This window comes from Streptomyces tatrensis, assembly GCF_049310065.1.
Lineage (GTDB): Bacteria > Actinomycetota > Actinomycetes > Streptomycetales > Streptomycetaceae > Streptomyces.
The window spans coordinates 1,613,347-1,634,939 of the sequence record NZ_JBMDLB010000007.1 but is presented as its reverse complement, the minus strand read 5'-3'; the positions used below and the strand labels follow the sequence as shown (position 1 = coordinate 1,634,939).

Here is a 21,593-nt window from a genome sequence, read left to right as displayed (position 1 = left end):
GCCACCGTGTACACGTCCTGGGTGAACGGCCGGTTCAACCCCAGGGAGCGCACGGTGGCCTCGTCCACGAGGCCGCCGAGCGTCTGCTGCCGGAACGTGTCGGCGGCAGCGAGACCGAGACGTTCTGGTCCCTGTCCCCCTGTCCCCGTGTCCCCTGGGCGCAGGCAGGCGCGGAGCTCCACCACGGCCCGGGTGAGGCGTCCTCGCGCCCCGGGTGGCCCCACCGCCGTGAGCAAACCTCCGACGACCGGGCCGATCAGATGGCGAACAGGCCGTCGAGCAGCGCCGAGGCCGAATCGACCTCGTCCCCGCTGTACCCGGTCCTGAACCACAACTCCTCCGCGCCCAGCGATTCGACGGCCAAGCCGATCAATGGCCGCCAGCACCTCGCGGTCGCGGCAGGGAATTCCCTGCGGGCTTCCGTCCCGTCTCCCGCTCCCGCTGGGCCCGAAACGCGCAGGGTTCGCCCGTCCGGGAAGTCCGGCGAGACGATGCGCACATCCACCGGGCCGACGGCAACGCTCTTCCTGATGTCGCGTGCCAACTCCAGGACGTCGACGGAGCAGTGCGGCGGGATCCCGGCCGCCGCCAGCCGCTCCTCGGGGATGTTGCCGAACTCCTTCGTCACCTGGAAGACGATTCTGAACTGCTGCGCGGTCATCGCCACGTCGGGCGTACTACTGCGCACTTCCTGATGCCTCATCCCGTCATTCCAGCTCATCCTGTGGGGCACCACCGCCTGGACCCGCGACAGCAGCACGTACACCCGCTCCGCTTCCCAGGCCAGTACTACGACCCCGAGACAGGCCGCTACGCCTCCCCGGCCCCCCTGGGCCTCGCTCCCAGGTGCACGAGGCACGCGTTCGGCGAAGATGCGGCGGATTGCCACTGGCTGGGGCCGTGAACCCGGCGGCAGGGATGGCTTCGCGACGTGAGAGCTGCAGGCCGGCGACTTCGCCCTGGGCCATGGCGGGCCCTGTGGCGGCAGGCTGGTATCTCCCCAGGACTTGAGAAGCGAGGAGGCGGTCGTGGTCAGCCCCCCCAGCGGCTCACGAGTCACCTGGTCCTGTTCGCGAGAGCAGGCGCCGCACCTGCCCGCAGTCACCGCCGATGCAACGCCCGCCTGGCGACAGCAGCCGTCAGCAACTCGTCGTCGAAGTGCGAGGCGACGGCAAGCTGAGTTGCGCCTGCGCGCGCGTTCAGCATGCTCTTCGTGATCCGCACGGTAGTCGGGTCACGACGAATGATCGGCTTCGCCCAGCGCGCGACTGCAGCGTCGAGATCACCGGCAGGCACCACCTCGTGCAGGATGGACAGTTGCTCCGCCCTGGCGGCATCGAACGCCTCGGCCGTGAGCAGGAGCCGGCGAACCCAGGCCTGCCCCGCCTCTTCCGCGAGACGGGGAAGGACACCGCCCCAGGCGGGCGGGACTCCGAGGCCAACCTCCGGCATCCGGAATCGAGAGGTGTCTGCTCCGACGCGCAGATCGCAGAAGACCGCGAGGCCGAGGCCGGCGCCTATGACATCGCCGTGGAGGCGGGCGATGGTGACAAGTCTCAGTTGCGAGAGCGTCGAGCACACCCGCTGGGCCTTTTCGGCGAGGGACCTCAGCTCGGAGCCGGACGGGTCTCGCTCCAGCAGTGCGGGGAACTCCGCGCGGTCACCTCCCTGGCAGAAATGGTCTCCCGCACCGGACAGCACCATCACGCGGACGGTGCTGTCGTCCTCCAGGGCGCGCAGGACCGCCAGCAGTTCGCTGAGCATCTGGCCGTCGACGCTGTTGCCCGTCTCGGGGCGGTTGAGCTGCACCCTGAGGATGGGCCCTTCGTCGGTCACCTGGAGGGTCTTGAAGTCCATGAACATGTGGGGTTCTGTCTCGTTTCTCGAGTGGTGGTCAGGTGAGGGTGAGTTGCAGGGACGTGATCCGTCGGAAGGCTACGCGGGGCGCCCATCGCGGGGGCCCGCTCAGGCGCGGCCGTATCGAGCGACTGAGGAGCGAGGTGAGCAGGGTGACAACTTCCAGCCGGGCCAGGGCGTTGCCTGCGCAGTAGTGGATTCCTGCTCCGAAGGCCAGGTGGGACGCTCCGCGACGGATGCCGAAGCGATGGGGGTCGGGGTAACGTGCGGGATCGTGATGGGCGGCCCCCACCATGAGCTGCACCATGTGGCCGGCCGGCACCAGGGTGTCTCCGAGCTGGGTATCCGTCTGGGCCACACGGCTGATCATGTGGATGGGGGCGTCGTAGCGCAGTACTTCATCGACGGCGCCCGGGATGAGTTCGGGGTCACGGCGCAGTGATTCCAGATGCTCGGGGTTTTCGAGGAGCAGGCGCACCGACGTGGACAGGACATGCGAGGTTGTCTCCAGCGCCGCGAGAATCATGAAGAGCGCGAGAGCGTGAACGGCTTCGTCTGCGCGTTGCCGGTCAGGTTCGATCGCATCCCAGGTCCGAAGCCACTCCGAAACCGGGTCGCTCCCCGGGTTCTTACGGCGCGCACGGATCAACTCGTTGAAGTAGGTTCGCAGTTGCCTCGTGGCGCTGTCGGAGAGGGCCAGCTGGCTCGGAGTGGGGAAGAGCTCCTGCGCGAAAACCTGGTCATGCGTCAGGGTGCGCAGGAGTCCGTAGTCGGTGGCAGGTATCCCCATCCACTCGCCGATGGCAATGATGGGCAGTTCTTCGCTGACGAGTGTGTGGAAATCGGCTGGCCCATGGCGCAGTTGGTCCGTGAAGTCGGTGAGCAGCCGGTCGACGGCCCGCTCCACGGACGGACGAAGGGCTGCGAGTGAGCTGTGCGGGAAGAGGCTCCCCAGAGACCGCCGTTCCCTCGTGTGCTGGGGTGGGTTGAGCATCGGCAGAGACGCGGCCATCTGCTGCGAGGCGGGTGAATTCCATCGAGCCGAGTGGTTTGTCCGCCAATCGGCGTCGGGAACGCTCCAAGCCTTGTCTCGAAGGATCTGGTCACAGAGATCGTAGGATGTGACAATGTATCCACCCCATGGCGCCGGGATAATCTCTCCCATTCTCGCGAGTTGCCGATAGGCGGGCAATGGATCCGATTGTCCCGCTTCTGTTCGCAACCGAGAAAAAATAGCCGTCAACGCCCGCCGGTCGACGCCGACAGTAGCCGTGGAAGTATTCACAATAACTCTTTCTTGCAAGATCGAACAGCGATAGCCAGTGCTGCCTACCCTCACCGTTGAACGTCCACGCAAAAGGAGAGTTTCCCCACACCGATCTGCGCCACACCGCACATTTGAGAGTTCGAAGGATTGTCGCTTTTGTGAACAGACGGCACAAAACGCCCTGGGTTCACACGTACTTCGGGGAAGGGCCGCAGGCCCTCAGGACCCCTGGTCGAGGAAGGCCTGATAGGGATCCCAGCCTCGACTGCGTGGGTAGTCGATTTGCTTGAGAATCCGCGGAGGTGCGATTACGGCCATGAGATTCTCGTACATCGTCGTACCTCGCCTCGTCGTTGGGCGTCGTTCAGCTGGGCGGTGTTGGCTTTGATCCATCCAGGCCAGGGAGCTCCGTACGCATCTCGCGCCTCATGGGTCGGCGACAGGCGTAATGCGGCCATGGGTCCCGAGAGATCCTGTGACTCAGGATCAATCCGGCGCCGACCACCTCTTGAAGCTTGATTTCCTGCGGGACAAGCCCGTCGACTCGAAGAATCGATTCGAGGATTGCTGCTGCGAGGTCCTTCTTGGACCGGAAGTGGAAACAGAATGCCGAGCCCTGATATGCAAGCCGAGAGTGAGACTCTCACAGCCTGAGTAGATCGCGTAAGCCTCGATCGGCTCACCGATGACATCTTCTGTCACGATTGCCATGATTATGCGCCTTGCGGCTCGTCGAGACTTCCTCGTGACGCTTCCTCCGAGCTTCCGAGCGGTGCCCGCTTTAGCGTCCGACGGTTGGCGGTTCGTCCGGTCGGGGCCCACAGCGGCGCCCCTGTCGCCGACCTCCTGGCGCCCGTGGACGGTGAGGGGGCGCCGGCCCAGAGGGCTCCTCCGGGAGGGCGGCCGGCCCGCCCAAGTCGACGCCAGGCTCGATCGCGTGCTTCCGCGGTCCGCCCACACCTTCTGAAGCGGTTCGGGGGCACGCCCCAAGAGGCCTTTGGCAAACCCGAATTGCTGGACCTTGTGCTCACCGTCGTGGAATCGGACCTCCTGATGCTCGACACCTACCGCCCGGGGATACACATGGTGCGCTGCCCCTTGTTCGCGTTCGCGGGGACCCGGGACACGGCGGTCGCCCCCGCCGACGTGTCCGCCTGGCAGGACACTGCCGCGGGCCCCTTCGAACTCCGGCTGCTGGACGCAGGCCACTTCTTTGTGTTCTCGCACGGAGGCCGGGCGCCGCGATCGCGCCCGGCCCGTCTTGGCGGTGGTGAGGTCGTCGAGGTGGAGGACCGGGCCAAGGACCGATTCGACTGGCGGGTGGTGGAGCAGGTCGCCGACCAGGTCGTACTCGTAGTGCGGGCCCCCAGTCCAGGTTCCCGTGCCGGACGGTGCGGCTTCGGCCCGTCGGGGACGACCAGCGCGTGGAGGTTGCTGTCTGTGATGCGCCGCAGCTTAGGTGAGCTCTGCACGGAGCGCTGAACGGGAAGCCTGGTGGGCTCGTTGCGGCGGACGCAAGGCGCCGACTGCCAGTCGTTTCTCCCCAATTTCTCCCAAGAGCTCTCCGACGCCCAAAAATGCCTGGTCACGGGCTTGTTGGGGCCACGGTGAGGAGATCATCCGCATCCATACTCCCCAGGGACTCCCACGGCCGGTTCTGGGTCGATCTGTGGCTGATGCGAAAGCAAACCGCGAAGGAGAAGTGGGCGGGATGCGGGGAGTCTAGAGCCAGTCTCGTCGCTTGAAAATTACGTACAAACTTACACAGACCACCGCCATTAGCAGGATGGCGAACGGATAGCCGGCCGCCCACTGGAGTTCGGGCATCGACTCGAAGTTCATGCCGTAGATGGTGCCGCTTTCACTGTGCTGCCCGTTTGTACGGCCGATCCTCCCCAGCCACTCCCCAAGAGGGCTTAGTTCTGACCGGATTCTCCCCAACCGCCGTTGCCCGGAAAGGCGGATCGCCCGCAGGACAGGGCCCGATCCAAGTGCCGGGACGAGCTACGCAACGTAGTGGAAGCGAGTCGGAGCAACTGTGGCAGGGGCGGTCACCGTGGTCACGATCCGCCTATGGCTCCGCGCGGAGTGAAATGCCCCGTTCAGAGGTCCTTGGCACCCGGGTAGTGGTGGCGAAGTTCGCTGAGTACCCGCTCGTCGACAGCCCTGACGTCCCACTACGAGCTGTCGAATTCGGTCAGGACGAGTACCAGCTCATCCTCGGCGGATCCACGTGCTTCGGCGTCGATCACCTGGAGGAAGGAGGGCGTCGGCGACAACAGGGTCAACGCGTCCATGCCCACGTTGGCAGAAGGCCACGGCCCTTGATCACTTCACAGGCCCCATCGGACAGGCGCCGGCCGGGCCGAACGCCGCCGGCGAGGTCGATGTCGGGAAGGCGGCCCGAGGCGAGCAGGCTGAACTCGGCCGCTTCGGCAGGTGCGTTGCCGCGCTGGGCGCGACCTGGGATTGCAGTCGAAAAACCGAACATGTGATGATCGCTGTCGTGACGACGAACGGGGAAAGCCAGGGGGGAGTGGCCCCGCAGCGTAGGCGGCCCATGCGGCTGGCCGATCTGGCTGACGCGGTTGAGCTGCCCGCCATGGCGGAAGCGAAGGTCACGGAGTCCGTCGAGGACCGGGAAGCCGCAGGCCGCCGGGAGTTCGCGGTGCTGCTGGGCGAGTTCCGGCGTACGGCGGTGCTGGTGCCGATCGATCCGTACGGCAGCCTGTGGACGGCGGAGCAGGGCGGGGTCCGGTGGATCTGCGCGTTCTCGGACGAGGAGGCGCTGGCCAGGTTTGCGCGTGCGCAGGGTGACGCGGAGCGGGAATGGGAGTACCGCACGGTCCTCGGTGCCCGGCTGCTCGACGTGATGGTGCCGATGCTGCGGGTTCCCGCCGGAGTGGCCCTGGACGCCGGCGGTGACGACGGCATGCTCTTCCCGCCCGTTGAGGGCCTGGTACCGGAGTCGGCAGTGGTGGATCTCGGAGGTGCGCGATGAGCGGTTCGGAGCCTGATCTCGAAGCACCCCCTGCCGCCATGCAGTTGATAGCGAGCGGCATCAACAAGGCGCATGGCGAGCTGAAGGACCTCGGCATGATCGGCGAGGCGTCCACCGGGCGCGGATTCTCGGATCTGTCGCTGACGGGGATGCAGTTGGGCCACGAGGGGCTGGCGGCGGGGTTCCAGGCGTTCTGCGAGCGCTGGGAGTGGGGCGTACGCGGCCTGATGATGCGCGGCAACGGCTTCGCGAAGGCCGTCGGCCTGTCGGCGGGTGCGATCAGCGAGCAGGAGCAGTACATCAAGGACACCTTCAAGATCGCGGTGAACGGTATGAACGGCAACCCGCATCTGACGGAGGACGAGGTCAAGGCCAAGGACTGGGACGAGATCCGGGACCAGCACCAGTGGGACGGGGCGGACTGGAGCGGCGAGTCGTTCTCCGAGGCCCACAAGGAGGTCAAGCAGAACTGGCAGGACACCGCCTACGACGTCGAGGACGGGCTGCTGGACTCGATGGAGAACTCGGGCCTGCTCGATGCGAAGCAGCGCGGGCTGATGGACCAGGAACTGCGCGAGACGCTGGAGCCGACGCAGGAAGCGGTGGACCGCGCGAAGCAGCCGGTGTGGGGGAGCGGGTAAGTGGTGGATTTCGGGGGGCTCGTCGACAAGGGCCTCGGCAAGCTCGAAGACGGATGGGACGCCGGCAAGGAGATCGTCGGCGAGGGCATCGACAAGGCCACGGATGCCGTCGGGGACGGTCTTGAGTACGTCGGCGCCGAGGACTGGGCGGACGCCGTCGAGGACTGGGGCGACCGTACGGGGTCCTCGCTGGGAGCGAAGGTCGGGGAACAGCAGCTCGGGCAGACCGAGGAGGCCAACGAGCTGATCCACGGCAACGTCGGCGCCATCACCGCCAGCGTCAAGAACCTGCGGGACTTCCAGGGCGCCTTCGACTCGGTGGGCCAGGGGATGAGGGGCCTCGACCCCAGTCAGTGGAAGGGCGCGGCGGCCAACGCCTTCCGGGAGAAGTTCCAGACGCTCCCCACGGACTGGCTGCACGCGGCGGACGCCTTCGAGGACGCGGCCAAGGCCCTGGAGACGTATGCCACAACGGTGACGTGGGCACAGGGCAGGGCGAAGGAGGCCATCGCCCTCTACAAGAAGGGGCAGGAGACCTCCAAGACCGCGGTCGACGCGTACAACAGGAAGGTCGACGCCTACAACGAAGCGCGTACCGGCGATGATCCGCTGCCCAAGCCGGGCCCGTTCGCCGACCCGGGCGGGGCCGACCGGAGTCGGGCACACGAGGTCCTGGACGACGCGCGCCGCCAGCGCAACGAGGCGGCCGACACGGCGAACAAGGCGGTCGCCGCCGCGCTCGCGAACGCACCGGCGATGCCGTCGGCCACGGACCGGGCCAAGCTCAACCTGGCCGACTGGGGCATGGGCCAGGGAGTGGAGGCGGTGCACTTGGGGGGCGGTGTCGTCAAAGGCGTGGTGGGCATCACCAACTTCGTCCGCGCGGTCAACCCGCTCGACCTGTACAACATCGCCCACCCCGCCGAGTACTACAAGAACATCAACCTGACTCTGGCCGGTCTGGCGTCCACGGCGGCGCACCCCGACCGGGCACTGAAGAGCGCGTGGGAAGCGGCCAAGGGAGACCCGAGCGAATTCCTCGGCCGGCTCATCCCCGAACTCATCGGTACCAAGGGAGCCGGAGTCATACGCGGCGGCATCCGCGCCGGGATGCGCGGCGGCATGGACGACCTGGCGAAGTCGGGGGCCCGGCAGACGGTCGACGCGGACCCCGCGAAGACCTCCCGCCCCCCGAACGCCGTCGAGAGCGGGGCCACCGACCCCATCGACCTGGCGACGGGGGCGATGTTCCTGCCGCAGACGGACATCGTCCTGCCCGGCATGCTCCCGCTCGTCTTCCGCCGTCGTGCGGCATCGGACTACCGGGCCGGGCGCTGGTTCGGCCCCTCCTGGGCCTCCACCGCGGACCAGCGCCTCGAAATCGACTCCGTGGGGATCGTGTTCGTGTGCGAGGACGGCATGCTGCTTTCCTACCCGCACCCCGCTCCGGGTGTCCCGGTCCTACCGAGCCACGGCCCCCGCTGGCCCCTCGACCGCGATGTGCACGGCGATTACACGGTCACCGACTCGGACACCGGACTGGTCCGGCACTTCGCCACCCGCCCCGACGGGGTCCTCGCGCTGCTCGCCCAGCTCGACGACCGCAACGGGAACTGGATCACCTTCGAGTACGACGGGGCCGGCGCACCGGCATCGATCGTGCACCACGGCGGCTACCACCTGAAACTCACCACCGGTGGAGGGAGGATCACCGCCCTGCGCCTGTCCGGCGGCGCCGACGACGGATCGGACCAGGAGATCCTGCGGTACGGCTACGGCGACGGGAACCTCACGTCGGTCACCAACTCCTCCGGGCTGCCCCTGTCCTTCACCTACGACGGGCAGGCCCGCATCACGTCGTGGACCGACACCAACGGCAGCCGCTACGACTACGCCTACGACGCCCTGGACCGGTGCGTCTCCGAGGGCGGGGTCGAGGGGCACGTCGCGCTGCGCCTGGACTACGGCGGCACCGACCCCGAGACGGGCCTGCGCGTCACCACCATGACCACCGGCGGCGGGGCCGTCCGCCAGTACGTCGTCAACGCCGCCCACCAGATCGTCAAGGAGACCGACCCCCTCGGCGCGGTCACGCGCTTCGAGCGCGACCGGTACAACCGCCTGCTGAGCCGGACCGATGCCCTCGGCCGTACCCACCGCTTCACGTACGACGCGATCGGCCGGCTCACCGCGACGGTGCGCCCCGACGGCCGCGAGGCGACCGCGGAGTACAACGCGCTCGGGCTCCCGACCCGCGTGGTCAATCCGGACCGGACGAGCATCCGCCAGGCGTACGACGCCCGCGGCAACCGCACGAGCGTCACCGACCCCTCCGGGGCCACCACCTGGTACACGTACGACGCGGCAGGGCGGCTGACCGGCATCACCGATGCCCTGGGGAACACGACCCGGGTCGGCACCGACGCGGCCGGCCTCCCCGTCGAGGTCACCGACCCGCTCGGGGCGACGACCCGGACGACGCGGGACGCGTTCGGCCGCCCGACGACCCTGACGGATGCCCTGGGCCACACGACCCGGGTCCGCTGGACGCCCGAGGGCCGGCAGGCCCTCCGGATCGCGGCGGACGGCAGCGAGGAGTCGTGGACGTACGACGGCGAGGGCAACTGCCTCACCCACACGAACGCCATGGGTGTGGTCTCGCGCTTCGAGTACACCCATTTCGACCTCATGGTCGCCCGCACGGGGTTCGATGGCGTGCGTTACGAGTTCGCCTACGACCACGACCTCCGCCTCACCCAAGTGCGCGGTCCCCAGGGGGCGACCTGGGACTACGTGTACGACGACGCCGGCCGCCTCGTCTCCGAGACCGACTTCGACCAACGGCCCCTCACCTACGAGCGGGACGCCGTCGGGCGGATCACCGCCCGGACCGATGCCTCGGGCCGGACCCTGCGCTACGAGTGGGACGATCTCGACCGCCTCGTCGCCAAGGACGCCGCCGGAGCCGTCACCACGTTCGCATACGATTTCTCCGACCAGCTCGCGGAGGCCGTCAACAGCGACGCCGCGATCATGTTCGTCCGGGACCGGCACGGCCGTCTGATGTCCGAGACCGCCGACGGCCGCACCGTGTCGTACGCGTATGACGGGCTCGGCCGGCGTGTCAGCCGCACCACGCCGACCGGGGCGGTCAGCACGCGGGCCTACGACGCGGCGGGCCGCCGGATTTCACTCACCACCTCCGGCCGCACCCTCGCCTTCGAGCACGACGCGGCGGGGCGCGAGACCGCCCGCCGCATCGGCGGCAGCACCCTCCTCGTCTCGCGGTTCGACAGCGTCGGCCGGCTCAGCGGCCAGGAGGTCACCTCCGGCGGCCGGAGCATCCAGCGGCGCGACTACAGCTACCGCGCCGACGGCCACCTCACGGGCGTCCACGACCGGCTGTCCGGCCTCCAGACGTTCGAACTCGACCCTGCGGGCCGTGTCACGGCCGTCGATGCCGCCCAGTGGACCGAGCGGTACGCCTACGACGAAGCGGGCAACCAGACCGAGGCCTCCTGGCCTGCGGCCCACCCGGGGCAGGAAGCCACCGGCAGCCGCGCCTACACCGGCACGACCATCACGCGCGCGGGCCGCGTCCGCTACGAGCACGACGCGTTGGGCCGCACCACCCTGCGGCAGCGGACGCGGCTCTCCCGCAAGCCGGACACCTGGCACTACACGTGGGACGCCGACAACCGGCTGACCGCCGTCACCACCCCCGACGGGACCCGCTGGCGCTACCGCTACGACGCGCTCGGCCGCCGCATCTCGAAGCAGCACCTCGCCGACGACGACACCGTCCTGGAACACATCACGTTCACCTGGGACGGCGACACGCTCTGCGAGCAGACCGTCCAGGGAGCCCCGGGGGCCGACCGCATCACCCTGTCCTGGGACCACCAGGGTGTGCGCCCACTCACCCAGGCCGAGCGCAGGTTCGCGGCGGACGCCCCCCAGGAGGCGGTCGACGAGCGGTTCTTCTCCATCGTCACCGATCTCATCGGCACCCCCAGGGAGCTCGTCGACGAGTCCGGCGAGCTGGCCTGGCACACCCGCAGCACCGTGTGGGGGTCCACGGCATGGGCGGCGTCGAGCACCGCCTACACGCCGTTCCGCTTCCCCGGGCAGTACTTCGACCCCGAGACGGGGCTGCACTACAACCGGTTCCGCTACTACGACCCGGAGTCGGGGCGCTACGCATCCCCCGACCCCCTCGGAATCACCCCGGCGCCCAACCCCGTCGCGTACGTCGGCAATCCACACCGGCGCAGCGACCCCCTGGGACTGTCACCATGCCACGGCGGCGTGGACTACATGGAGGACAACCGGATCCCCGCCGGCGATCCGGTGACCCACGGCCCGACGGGAACGCTGATCGGCACCGACGGGCAGAGCACGCGCAACTTCCACAACGTGGCGAACGCCGGTGAACACGACGTGGTGGCGCACGGCAGCCCGGACGGATGGTTGGAAATGCCCGACGGCCCGGTCAACGCGGGCCAGCTCGTGGACGCCGTGACGAACAATCCCCACTACAATGGTGGACCTCTCAGGCTCATGGTGTGCCATTCCGGTGCGGACGCTTCCTGGGTCGCCCAGCGCATCGCCAACGAGCTCGGCACCACCGTGCGCGCGCCGACGGACCGCGTCGGCGTCGAAAGACTTGGGGGCCCGGGGCAAACGCCACAGATCGACAGGGGCGGCTACTGGAGGGTATTCCTCCCCATGCTGGAAGGAAGATGACCCGAATGGAAATGATCGGCTTCTACCGGGAGATGGACCCGGAGAACGATGCCGTGTTCCGCGAACCCATTGGGGAGAAGGTGCGGGATCAGGCGCCCTATCCGAAGGCGGAGGTGAAGCGGTACCTCGACTCCGGGCATCCGATCTTCGACATCATGGAGTTGACGATTGACGTCATCGGGGCCGCATTCCGCGTGCCTGGCGGATCGTCGCTGCTGTCCGACGGCCGTTTCGTCTGGCGAGTGGACCTCGCCGCTTACGTCGAGCGGTACAACCTCGACCTTCCGGCGGAATTCGTCGAGCACGCCGGCAGCCACGGGTTCTCGATGCCGGCTGAGGACCTGCCGACCCTGCGCGCCGTCTCCAAGGCTGCGTTGAGCGCCCTGGGGTTCCGCGTGGTCGGCGGCGCGGGGCCGGCTTCCTAGAGACTGCCCCGTAAATGATCTCTGGGTCGATGTGGATGCGGTTGTTCGCTGTGCGGCCCGCTCGTCCAACCTGGTGAGGGCGAGGCTGTGTAGGCGCACGCCGCCGATGACGGTCGGCGCCGCCAGAGGGTCAGCGCCAGGGTGCGGGGGGAGTGCCCTGCCGGATTGCCTGGCGCATTCTCCCCAGCGGGCCCAGCGGGCCGCTCTCGACGTTCGCGCTGGCTAAGTGGACTAACCGTAGCGAGCCGGCTACAGCCAGTCGCGCTTCTTGAAGATGACGTACAGGCTGACGCAGACCACTGCCATCAGGAGGATCGCGAAGGGGTAGCCCGCTGCCCAATGGAGTTCGGGCATCGTCTCGAAGTTCATGCCGTAGATGGTGCCGACCAGGGTGGGGGCGAAGAGGATGGCGGCCCACGAGGAGATCTTCTTGAAGTCGTCACCCTCACACCGCTGACCTGCGGAAATCAACTGGAGAGGCCCTCTGGTCTGCACCGATCCGTCTTTCCGGCCCTTTCGCCGTGCTGCCCGTTGATGCGGCCGATTCTCCCCAGCCGCTCCCCAACGGAGCCTCATTCTCCCCAGATTCTCCCCAGGGGTGGCTGTCGCCGAAGGTGCATTGCCGCTGACCGGAGCGAGATCCGGGTGCCGGGATAAGGCTACGCGTCGTAGTGGAATCGAGGCGGGGCAGCGATCGCTGACGCCTTCGTGGGGCGAAGGCTTCGGGAACGATGGGGATTCTCTCCCTCGGCCCCGCTCCGTCTGCCAGGCCCGGGTACGTGACGCATCTCCGGTGACGGGAACGACGAACCGATTCGCCGGCTGGCCCAGGATCTCGCGCAGCAGCTGTCCTTACGGGCTCGTGCATGGTTGGCGGCGGCGGGTGGAGAACCGCGACTTGCCGTGCGGATTCACCTTCGCGCACCGCCGGCCAGGGTGGCGGTCTGCTCGTGCCGCCACACGTCCGGCGGTCTGGGCACCCAGGCCCTGACAGCCGGCATCGGCGAGGATCTCCACGGCCGGACCATCGGCCAGGAGTCTGACCAAGCCCAACTTTCGGGCGTGCGTGATGTCCGCACAGCTCGCAGGCTCGGCCGGGCCGCAGAACAGCTGCCGCCCGGCGGCGTCCGTGACGACCGTGGACTTCACGGCGTTCGGCTTGTTCTTCCCGGAGATGAACTTCTCCCGGTCCTTGCACCGGCGGCCGGGCGGCGGACCCGGATCCCGGTCCCGTCGATGATCCCGGTCTGCCCGCTCGCACCGAGATGGCCGACTACCTCAGCCAACGTGCGCAGCCGGTCATCGGGTGCGACGGTGCAGCCGCGCTGAGCCGGCAGCGGGCTTACTTCACCGATCGCGCGCGTGATCGTGGTGAGGTCGATGTCGAACCAGCAAGCCAATATGTCGTGGGTGGCGCCGTGGAGAGACGGACGAGGGCGGCCAACAAGCGGTCGATGAAGACCAGCGTGGACTTCGCTCCGGCTTCCAGGGCTGTGCGGCGAGGACGCGACGCAAGTGCAGCCTCATGCCGCTCGTGCCGCAACGGGCCTATCTCCGAAGCGAGTTCAGTATTCATGCCGGGTCGCCACCCCCCCCGTGATCCGCCGGCTACGCCCGTGCCCGGCCCCCCACCACGCCAACCATGATCAACGACCAAGGTCTCCACGCGCCACCGCCAACCATGCGCGAGCTCGTCAGGGCGTGCCGCGGAAGCGGCTGGAGGGGTGCCTGGTCGGCCCATTGCGGGCTGTGCTCGGCGGCCTGGCGGGTGCGGCTGGCGACGTAGGCGGGGATCGGGCAGAGAGCTTCCTCTGCGGCCCGACGGTCGAGCAGGTGTCGGTGGTCGCACGGGGCTTCCTGAAGATCGCCGTTTCTTTCGGCCGGAGTGGTCGTTGCACCCGAAGATCCATTGGGGTGACTGGGCGTCACCAGTAAATCGAAAGTGCGTGCCATCCGTGAGTGTCATCTCCGAGAACTTATGGCTTCCCCCTGAACGTTCCGTGGCGTCCCGGCTCGGCGCCCGGCTCTTCTGTCTCCCGCACGGCGGAGCGGACGGGTCGGTGTTCCGGTCCTGGCACGGCTTGGCGGGTCCCGGGATCGAGGTCGTGCCCGTTCAGTTGCCGGGGCGCGGGATCCGGATGGCGGAGCCTGCCGAGAAGTCGATCGTCCGGCTCGGCGAGCGGCTTGCCGGGCCGATCGCCCACCGGGCCGACGACCTTCCCTATGTGCTGTTCGGCCACAGCATGGGGGCCCTGCTCGCCTACGAACTCGGCATCGCCCTCCAGGATGGTCCCCGTCCACCGGCGGCGGTGGTCGTCTCCGGCACCGTTCCGCCGCATGTGCCCCGCAGCACCCCCGCGATGCACCAGCTCCCGGACGAGGAGTTCCGCAGCCGTCTCGGCGCGCTGGGCGGTATTCCGCAGGAGCTGCTCGCCGAGGAGGAGTGGCTGGAGCTCTTCCTTCCGGGGCTGCGCGCCGACTTCGAGGCGGCCGAGACCTATCGGACCCGGAGCACGCTGTCAGCCGGTGTGCGGCTGATCGCCCTCGGCGGCGCCGACGACCCGGCGGCCCCGCCCGCCGAGGTCGAACGCTGGCGCGAGCTGGGCACCGATGTGACGGTCCGGATCTTCGCAGGTGACCATTTCTTCCCCTTCGAGTCGACCGACCAGGTCCTCGCCCTCGTGTCGGCCGTCTGCATGGCCCGCTGATCCGCTGATCCGTACCCCATCCGTATCGGCATCGTGAATCAAGGAATGTCTTTCATGACCAACAAATCTTTACGACGAGGGCGCTACGGCGTCGACGGCCCGGGCTGGCTCCTGGCGCTCGGCGGAGGGGTCGTGGCACCTCTGGCGGCGGTTGCCGCAGGCGGACCCCGCCGACTGCTGTCGATTCCGGCGGTACTGGCCGTCCCGGCAGGGCTGTACCTGCATGCGACCGTTCGGGGCAAGTTCCTCGTCTGGGAGGAGCAGTTGGACGCGCTCGACCTGCAGGGCGACGAACAGGTCCTGGACCTGGGCTGCGGGCGCGGAGCGGTGCTGACCGCTGTGGCGCGCCGGGTGCCGAAGGGTCGGGTCACCGGGGTCGACATCTGGCGCTCGGTCGACCAGTCCGGCAACAACCAAGGGGCGGCCGCCGGCAACGCCGAGCTCGAGCAGGTCGCGGACCATGTCGACCTGGTCACTGCGGACATGCGCCAACTCCCCGTCAGTGATGGTCAATTCGATGTGGTGGTGTCCAGTATGGCGATCCACAACATCACCAGCGCGCGAGGGCGAGAGGAGGCTGTGCGTGAGGCCTACCGGGTCCTCAGGCCGGGCGGTCGGGTGCTCATCGCCGACATCTTCCACGCCCGCCGCTACCTCGAGACCCTGCTCGCGGCGGGCGCCGTCAACGCCACCTGCACCGACGCCGGCCACCGGATGTGGTGGAGCGGGCCCTGGGTCCGGACCCTGCTGGTGAGCGCGGAGAAGCCGGCCGTCCAACCTGGTGACGACGACCGAGACGGGAAGCGGCAGTCATGAACATCTCCGTACCCTTCCCGCAGGCGTACGGCCGACGACCGAGCAGCTTCGTCGACCTGCTGCGGTCACGGGCCGCGCGGCAGCCCGACCGCCTCGCGTACGTCCTCCTCGACAGCCACGGTGAGGAGGAGTCCCGCCTCACCTACGCGCAACTCGACCACCGCGCACGGGTGGTGGCGGCGACTCTCCAGGAGGAAGGCAAAACCGGCGACCGGGTGCTGATCCTGCACCCGCCGGGCGCTGACTACCTGAGCGCGTACTTCGGCTGCCTGTACGCGGGGGCGATCGCCGTACCGTGCTACCCGCCGCACTCCCGCAACCTGGCCCGGCTTCGGGCCGTCGCCGCGGACGCGGCACCCGCCGCCGCACTGACTGGTGACCGGATCACGGCCGGCGTCCGCAGTCAGCTCCTTGACGCACCCGAGCTGCGGGCCGTCACCTGGCTGCCGACCGGCGCCCTCACCGCCGACGCCGGGCAGTGGACCGATCCGCTCGTCGGCACCGACAGCCTCGCGTTCCTGCAGTACACCTCGGGCAGCACCGCCGCGCCGAAGGGCGTGATGGTCTCGCACGGCAACCTGCTGCACAACTCTGCCCAGATCCAACGGCGCACGCGGACCTTGGAGGACTCCTGCGTCGTGAGCTGGCTGCCGCCGTACCACGACATGGGACTCATCGGCGCCATCCTGCAGCCCCTCGTCGCCGGGTGCCCCGGAGTCCTGATGGCGCCGGGCACCTTCGTCCTCGACCCCCTCCAGTGGCTGCGTGCGATCTCCACCTACGGCGCCACGAGCTCCGCGACGCCCCCCTTCGCCCTGGATCTCTGCGTCGAACGGGTCGATCCCGCCGAGCACGAGCCCCTGGACCTGAGCACCCTGGACACCGTCATCGTCGGCGCGGAGCCCGTACGGGCCGCGACGCTGGACCACTTCGCCGACCGCTTCGCCCGCTGGGGGCTGCGCAGGGAAGCGCTGCGGCCCAGCTTCGGACTGGCCGAGGGCACCCTGATGGTGTCCTGCGGGGAGCGCCTCACCCGCTCGTCCGCCGTCACGGTCGACACCACCGCCCTGGAGGCGCACCGCGTCGTCCCCGGCACCGCCGACGCCGGGCCCGGCCGGAGCCGGGACGTCGTCGGATGCGGCTCCGCCGTCGACGGGCAGCGACTGCTCGTCGTCGATCCGGACACTGCGGCCGTCTGCGGCCCCGAGCAGATCGGTGAGATCTGGGTGGGCGGCCCGAACATCGCCCACGGGTACTGGGGGCGGCCGGACGAGAGCGCGGCAGCCTTCGAAGCGGAACTGGCCACCGGAGAAGGGCCGTTCCTCCGGACCGGCGATCTGGGGTTCATGCGCGACGGCGAACTGTTCGTCACCGGCCGCAGCAAGGACCTGATCATCGTCCGCGGCCGCAACCTCTACCCGCAGGACATCGAACGCTGTGCGGAGCACAGCCATCCGGCCCTGCAGGCCAACTCCTCGGCCGCCGTGGCCGTCGACGACGGCGGGGCGGAACACCTGGTGCTCATCGCCGAGATCCGACGTGGGGCGGAGCTGCCGCCCGCCGTCGAGGTCGCACGGGACCTCAGCCGGGCGATCGCCGCGGAGTTCGACGTCCGCCTCCACGGCTTGGTCCTCGTGCGTACCGGCACCATCCCCAAGACCTCCAGCGGCAAGATCCAGCGGCGGGCCACCCGGCAGGCCCTCCTCGACGGCACCCTCGCCGTCGCCGGAGAGTGGACCGCGAGTGCGGACACAAGCCCGGCACAGCCCCTCGCCGACCACCGGCGCAGCGCCGTCGAGGCCTATCTGACCCGGCTGGTGGCGACCCTGGTGTCGGACCACGCGGACGCACCCGACCGGGAGCGCCCGCTGCTGGACCTCGGCCTGGACTCGCTGGCGACGCTGCGGCTCGTCGGCCGGATCGAGCGCGACCTCGGCGTGGACGTCTCCGACGCCGTGTTCGATGGCGATCCGAGCATCACCGCACTCGCGGCCACCGTCCTCCAGCAGCGCCCGTCGGGGCTCCCCCTCACCGACGGGGGCCTGCTGATTCCGGCCGAAACCCTGCTCTCCGCCCCCGCGACCACCACCGAACCGGGCGCCACCGGCATGTCGGCCGCGTCCACGTCGGCCGCCGCCGGGGCCGCCGAACCCGCCGTCCCGCACACGCCCTTCCCACAGACCGACACCCAGCAGGCCTACTGCCTCGGACGCACGGGCGCGTTCGAGCTGGGAAACGTCTCCACCCATGTCTATCTGGAGTTCGACGCCCCCGATCTCGACCTGCCCCGGTTCGAGCACGCCTGGCGGCGGGTGATCGACCGGCACGAGATGCTGCGGGCCGTCATGCTGCCCGACAGCAACGAGCAGCGGATCCTCTCCGACGTGCCCCCTTACGAGATCGGGGTGACCGATCTGCGCGGCCGTGAACGGCACGAGGCCGAGGCGGAGCTGGCGGCCACCCGGGACCGGCTGTCGCACGAGGTACGTCCGGCCGACTGGTGGCCGCTGTTCGAGGTCGCCGCCACCCAGCTGGACGGCGGCCTGCGCATCCACCTCAGCGTGGATTCGCTGATCGCGGACTTCTCCTCCGGACGGTTGCTGTTCGACGACCTGTCCCGCTTCTACGACGCACCGGACGCCCGGCCGCCGGCCCCGGAGAAGACCTTTCGCGACCACGTACGGGCCGAGGCGGAGCGGCACGACGGGGCCGCGTACCGGCGCTCGCGCGACTACTGGTGGAGCAGGCTGCCGCAGCTGCCGCCGGCACCGCAGCTGCCCGCCGCCGCCCGCGCCGGATCGGTCGACCGGCCGCGGTTCACCCGGCGGGAGACCACACTGCCCGCCGAACTGTGGCAGGGCCTCAAGGAACGGGCTGGCCGGGCCGGGCTGACCCCGACCGGACTGCTGCTCGCCGCGTACGCCGATACCATGGCCACCTGGAGCGCCAGTCGGCACTTCACGCTCAACGTGCCGCGCCTCACCCGGCCCGTGCACGACCCCGCGTACCACGAGGTGTTCGGCCAGTTCGCGTCCTTCACCCTGCTGGAGGTCGACTTCCGCACCGGCTCCACCTTCGGGGACCGGGCGCGCGGGCTGCAGCGGCAGCTCAGGTCCGATCTACGGCACCAGGACGTCAGCGGTGTGGAGGTGCTCCGCGAGCTGATGCGGCTCCAGGGCGGATTCGACCAGGCGCTCATGCCCGTGGTCATGACCAGCAACCTCGCCTTCGCCACCGCGGCGAGGACACCGCTGGAGGAACTGCTCACCCCGGTCTTCGCCGTCTCGCAGACCCCGCAGGTGTCCCTCGACGAGCAGGTTCATGAAGAGGAGGGCACGCTTCTCCTGAACTGGGACGCGGTCGACGAGCTCTTTCCCACCGGACTGCTCGACGACATGTTCGCCGCGCACACGGCACTGCTGCACCGGCTCGCGGCCGACGAGGACACCTGGTCGCAGAGCAGGCCGCTCGCCCTGCCACCCGCACAGGCGGAGCGACGCCGGAGGAGTGCGGGCCCGACCCGCGCCGTCCCGGACATCCAGGTGCAGAACCTGTTCGAACGCCACGTGGCCGCCCGCCCCGACGCCCCCGCGGTGATCGCCCCGGACCGGACCCTGTCCTACGCCCAGCTCGACACCGCCGCCCGACAGGTGGCCGACTGGCTCTGCGCGCACGGTGCCCGGCCCGGCCGACTGGTCGCCATTGTCATGGACAAGGGCTGGGAGCAGGCCGTCGCCGCCTACGCGGTGCTGTTCTCGGGCGCCGCGTACCTGCCGATCGACCCGGAGCTGCCCGGCCCGCGCATCCGGTATCTCCTCGACAAGGGCGAGGTCGACCTCGTCCTCACCCAGTCGGAGCTCGACGACACCCTGGACTGGCCGACCGGACCGCTGCGGTTCTGCCTGGACCGGCCGCTGCCCGCCGTCACCGACACACCGCTCCCCTCCGGCGGCAGCCCGACCGACCTCGTGTATACGATGTTCACCTCCGGCTCGACGGGCGAACCGAAGGGCGTGATGGTCAACCACCGGGCACTCGTCAACTGCCTGCTGGAGACCGTCGAGGCATTCCGGATCACCGAAGGCGACCGCTGCCTCGCGGTGACCGCGTTGCACCACGACATGTCCGCCTTCGACCTCTTCGGGGTGCTGGGCGCGGGCGGCACGGTGGTCGTGCCGGGCGCCGCCGACCGCCGCGACCCGGCACACTGGACCGAGCTGATCGCCACGCACCGGATCACGGTGTGGAACTCGGTGCCCGCCATGATGGAGATGCTCCTGGAGAGCGCCGGCGCAGGCGACCGGCTCGCCTCGCTCCGGCTGGCCATGCTCGGCGGCGACTGGATCCCCCTGACGATGCCGCAACGACTGGCCGAGTCGGCGCCGGGCATCGAGGTTGTCTCCGTCGGCGGCCCGACCGAGACAACTCTGTGGAGCATCTGGTACCGCGTCGCCGAGGTCGATTCGGCCTGGCGGAGCATTCCGTACGGCACCCCCCTCGCCAACGTCCGCTACCACGTGCGCAACGAGCAACTGGGGGAGTGCCCGGACTGGGTGACCGGCGAGATGTACGTCTCCGGCACCTGCCTCGCCGACGGCTACTGGCGAGACCCCGAGCGCACCGACGCGGTATTCACCGCCCACCCGGACACCGGGGAGCGGATGTACCGCACCGGGGACCTCGGCAGGTGGCGGCCGGACGGCACCATCGAGTTCATGGGCCGGGCCGACTTCCAGGTCAAGATCCGCGGCCAGCGCATCGAGCTCGGTGAGATCGAGGCGGCACTGCTCGCGCACCCCGCCGTCGCCTCGGCCGCCGTCACCGCGACCGGCCGCCCCGACCGGCCAGGCCACGACGGCCTGGTCGCCTACGTCATCGCCGAGTCGCCGGCCGGCGCCGCAGAGCCTGACGCGGCCGACTTCGAGGAGGCCCGCCGCAGCGGCGTCACCCTGCTCGACCCGTTGAGCCGGGCCGCGTTCAAGCTGGCCCGGCACGGCCTGCGCCGGGAACCCGACCGGCCCCGGGTCGTCCTTCCGCGGGTGCCGGAAGGGCCGTCGCGGCGGCGCAGCGACCGGGCGTTCCTCGCCGAGTCGATCAGCCTCGCAGAACTGGCCGACTGCCTGGGCGTATTGCGCCAGGACGAGGTGGACGGGCTGGCCAAGTGCCGCTATCCGTCCGGCGGCGGGCTCTACCCGGTCCAGACGTACCTGCACGTGAAGGCCGGTGCGGTGTCCGGCCTGCCGGCGGGGACGTACTACCTCGACCCGCGGGAGAACGCGCTGGTCACCCTCGACGAGGGCGCGACGGTCGACGCCGGGATCCACGCCGCGCACAACCGCGCCGTCTTCGAGGCCGCCGGCTTCAGCGTGTTCCTCGTCGCCGACCTCGACGCGATCGAGCCCATGTACGGCTCGATCGCCCGCGATCTGTGCCTGCTGGAAGCCGGGTACATGGGCCAGCTCCTGATGGAACGGGCGGCGCGCACCGACATCGGCCTCTGCCCGATCGGCGCACTCTCCTTCGACCCGGTCAGGCCGCTGCTCGCGCTGGGCGAGCGCCACGTGCTGGTGCACTCCATGCTCGGCGGCCGCGTGGACCGCAGCGTCCCCGCACGGCCGACCGAGCCTGCCGAGCCGCTCACCGAACGGCTCCGGGGGTGGCTCGGCGACCGGCTGCCCGCGCACATGGTCCCCGACCACGTGTTGACCCTGGACAGCTGGCCGCTCAGCGCCAACGGCAAACTCGACCGACGTGCTCTGCCCGCCCCCAGGCAGGCCGGTGACGCGCCCGGGTTCGTCGCGCCGCGCACACCGACCGAGGAACAGCTCGCCACCCTCTGGTGCGAAGTCCTGGACGTGCCCCGGGTCGGTGTCCGCGACAACTTCTTCGAGCTCGGCGGGAACTCCTTGGCCGCGACCCGGCTGGTCGCCCGGATCCGCGACGGGTTCAGGGTCGCGATCAGCCTGCGCGAGATGTTCACCTCCCGTACGGTCGCGGACCTGGCGGTCACCGTCGACCGGCTCAGGAGCGAGGCGAGCGGGTGAGCAGGTAGCTGGTAGGCAGGTCAACGACGGGATCTGACCGCCCGCCAACAGGTCCAGGCCGCCCAAAACCGCACGCTGTGAAGGCCAG

General features: G+C 69.4%; 11 protein-coding genes and 3 pseudogenes. 9 read left to right on the top strand and 5 right to left on the bottom strand.

The features are described 5' to 3' along the window. Positions 1-256 precede the first annotated feature (256 nt). Positions 257-703, bottom strand: a complete 447-nt coding sequence (locus ACODT5_RS11145) for a hypothetical protein (protein ID WP_479685662.1) — start codon at positions 701-703, stop codon at positions 257-259. Positions 704-722: 19 nt separating this feature from the next. Between ACODT5_RS11145 and ACODT5_RS46985 the strand changes: the two are divergent. Then, a pseudogene (locus tag ACODT5_RS46985) lies at positions 723-844 on the top strand (RHS repeat-associated core domain-containing protein); the annotation flags it as partial. A gap of 257 nt (positions 845-1,101) precedes the next feature. Here the strand turns inward: ACODT5_RS46985 and ACODT5_RS11140 are convergent. Continuing rightward, a complete protein-coding gene (locus ACODT5_RS11140) occupies positions 1,102-1,863 on the bottom strand; it encodes an enoyl-CoA hydratase/isomerase family protein (RefSeq protein WP_422519000.1) in 762 nt (253 codons plus the stop codon). Positions 1,864-1,894: 31 nt separating this feature from the next. Beyond that, complete coding sequence (locus ACODT5_RS11135; RefSeq protein WP_422518999.1) at positions 1,895-2,764, bottom strand: cytochrome P450; 870 nt, start codon at positions 2,762-2,764, stop codon at positions 1,895-1,897. Between the two features lie 1,395 nt (positions 2,765-4,159). Here ACODT5_RS11135 and ACODT5_RS11130 point away from each other — a divergent pair. Continuing rightward, positions 4,160-4,606, top strand: a complete 447-nt coding sequence (locus tag ACODT5_RS11130) for a hypothetical protein (RefSeq protein WP_422518998.1) — start codon at positions 4,160-4,162, stop codon at positions 4,604-4,606. A 240-nt stretch (positions 4,607-4,846) separates the two neighbouring features. On the opposite strand, the pseudogene ACODT5_RS11125 reads toward ACODT5_RS11130, so the two are convergent. Further along, positions 4,847-4,981, bottom strand: a pseudogene (locus ACODT5_RS11125) (CorA family divalent cation transporter); the annotation flags it as partial. Positions 4,982-5,726: 745 nt separating this feature from the next. Between ACODT5_RS11125 and ACODT5_RS11120 the strand changes: the two are divergent. Genes ACODT5_RS11120 through ACODT5_RS11105 form a run of 4 tightly spaced genes read left to right on the top strand, consistent with a single transcriptional unit; the run spans position 5,727 to position 11,937 of the window. After that, on the top strand, positions 5,727-6,125 hold the full coding sequence (locus tag ACODT5_RS11120; protein WP_422519627.1) for an SseB family protein: 399 nt from the start codon (positions 5,727-5,729) through the stop codon (positions 6,123-6,125). Next, positions 6,122-6,766, top strand: coding sequence for a hypothetical protein (locus tag ACODT5_RS11115; protein WP_243339077.1), 645 nt, complete (start codon positions 6,122-6,124; stop codon positions 6,764-6,766). The genes ACODT5_RS11120 and ACODT5_RS11115 overlap by 4 nt, the downstream gene beginning before the upstream one ends. Further along, positions 6,767-11,512, top strand: a complete 4,746-nt coding sequence (locus tag ACODT5_RS11110) for a putative T7SS-secreted protein (protein ID WP_422518997.1) — start codon at positions 6,767-6,769, stop codon at positions 11,510-11,512. After that, positions 11,509-11,937 (top strand): ribosomal biogenesis LAS1 family protein, encoded by a 429-nt coding sequence (locus ACODT5_RS11105; protein ID WP_422518996.1) that lies wholly within the window; start codon positions 11,509-11,511, stop codon positions 11,935-11,937. Before ACODT5_RS11110 ends, ACODT5_RS11105 begins: the two co-directional genes overlap by 4 nt. 249 nt (positions 11,938-12,186) lie before the next feature. Here ACODT5_RS11105 and ACODT5_RS11100 read toward each other — a convergent pair. Then, positions 12,187-12,372 (bottom strand): annotated as a pseudogene (locus tag ACODT5_RS11100) (CorA family divalent cation transporter); the annotation flags it as partial. A 1,289-nt stretch (positions 12,373-13,661) separates the two neighbouring features. Here ACODT5_RS11100 and ACODT5_RS11095 point away from each other — a divergent pair. Genes ACODT5_RS11095 through ACODT5_RS11085 form a run of 3 tightly spaced genes read left to right on the top strand, consistent with a single transcriptional unit; the run spans position 13,662 to position 21,505 of the window. Beyond that, positions 13,662-14,645 (top strand): thioesterase II family protein, encoded by a 984-nt coding sequence (locus ACODT5_RS11095; RefSeq protein WP_422518995.1) that lies wholly within the window; start codon positions 13,662-13,664, stop codon positions 14,643-14,645. A gap of 54 nt (positions 14,646-14,699) precedes the next feature. Continuing rightward, positions 14,700-15,461, top strand: a complete 762-nt coding sequence (locus tag ACODT5_RS11090) for a class I SAM-dependent methyltransferase (protein ID WP_422518994.1) — start codon at positions 14,700-14,702, stop codon at positions 15,459-15,461. Continuing rightward, positions 15,458-21,505 (top strand): amino acid adenylation domain-containing protein, encoded by a 6,048-nt coding sequence (locus ACODT5_RS11085; RefSeq protein WP_422518993.1) that lies wholly within the window; start codon positions 15,458-15,460, stop codon positions 21,503-21,505. Before ACODT5_RS11090 ends, ACODT5_RS11085 begins: the two co-directional genes overlap by 4 nt. Positions 21,506-21,593 lie beyond the last annotated feature (88 nt).

Excerpts from the sequence above, each read along its gene's own strand:
- ACODT5_RS11145 (WP_479685662.1), bottom strand. The coding sequence starts at position 703 with ATGAGGCATCAGGAAGTGCGCAGTAGTACGCCCGACGTGGCGATGACC.
- ACODT5_RS11140 (WP_422519000.1), bottom strand. The coding sequence starts at position 1,863 with ATGTTCATGGACTTCAAGACCCTCCAGGTGACCGACGAAGGGCCCATC.
- ACODT5_RS11120 (WP_422519627.1), top strand. The coding sequence starts at position 5,727 with ATGGCGGAAGCGAAGGTCACGGAGTCCGTCGAGGACCGGGAAGCCGCA.
- ACODT5_RS11115 (WP_243339077.1), top strand. The coding sequence starts at position 6,122 with ATGAGCGGTTCGGAGCCTGATCTCGAAGCACCCCCTGCCGCCATGCAG.
- ACODT5_RS11105 (WP_422518996.1), top strand. The coding sequence starts at position 11,509 with ATGACCCGAATGGAAATGATCGGCTTCTACCGGGAGATGGACCCGGAG.
- ACODT5_RS11090 (WP_422518994.1), top strand. The coding sequence starts at position 14,700 with ATGACCAACAAATCTTTACGACGAGGGCGCTACGGCGTCGACGGCCCG.
- ACODT5_RS11085 (WP_422518993.1), top strand. The coding sequence starts at position 15,458 with ATGAACATCTCCGTACCCTTCCCGCAGGCGTACGGCCGACGACCGAGC.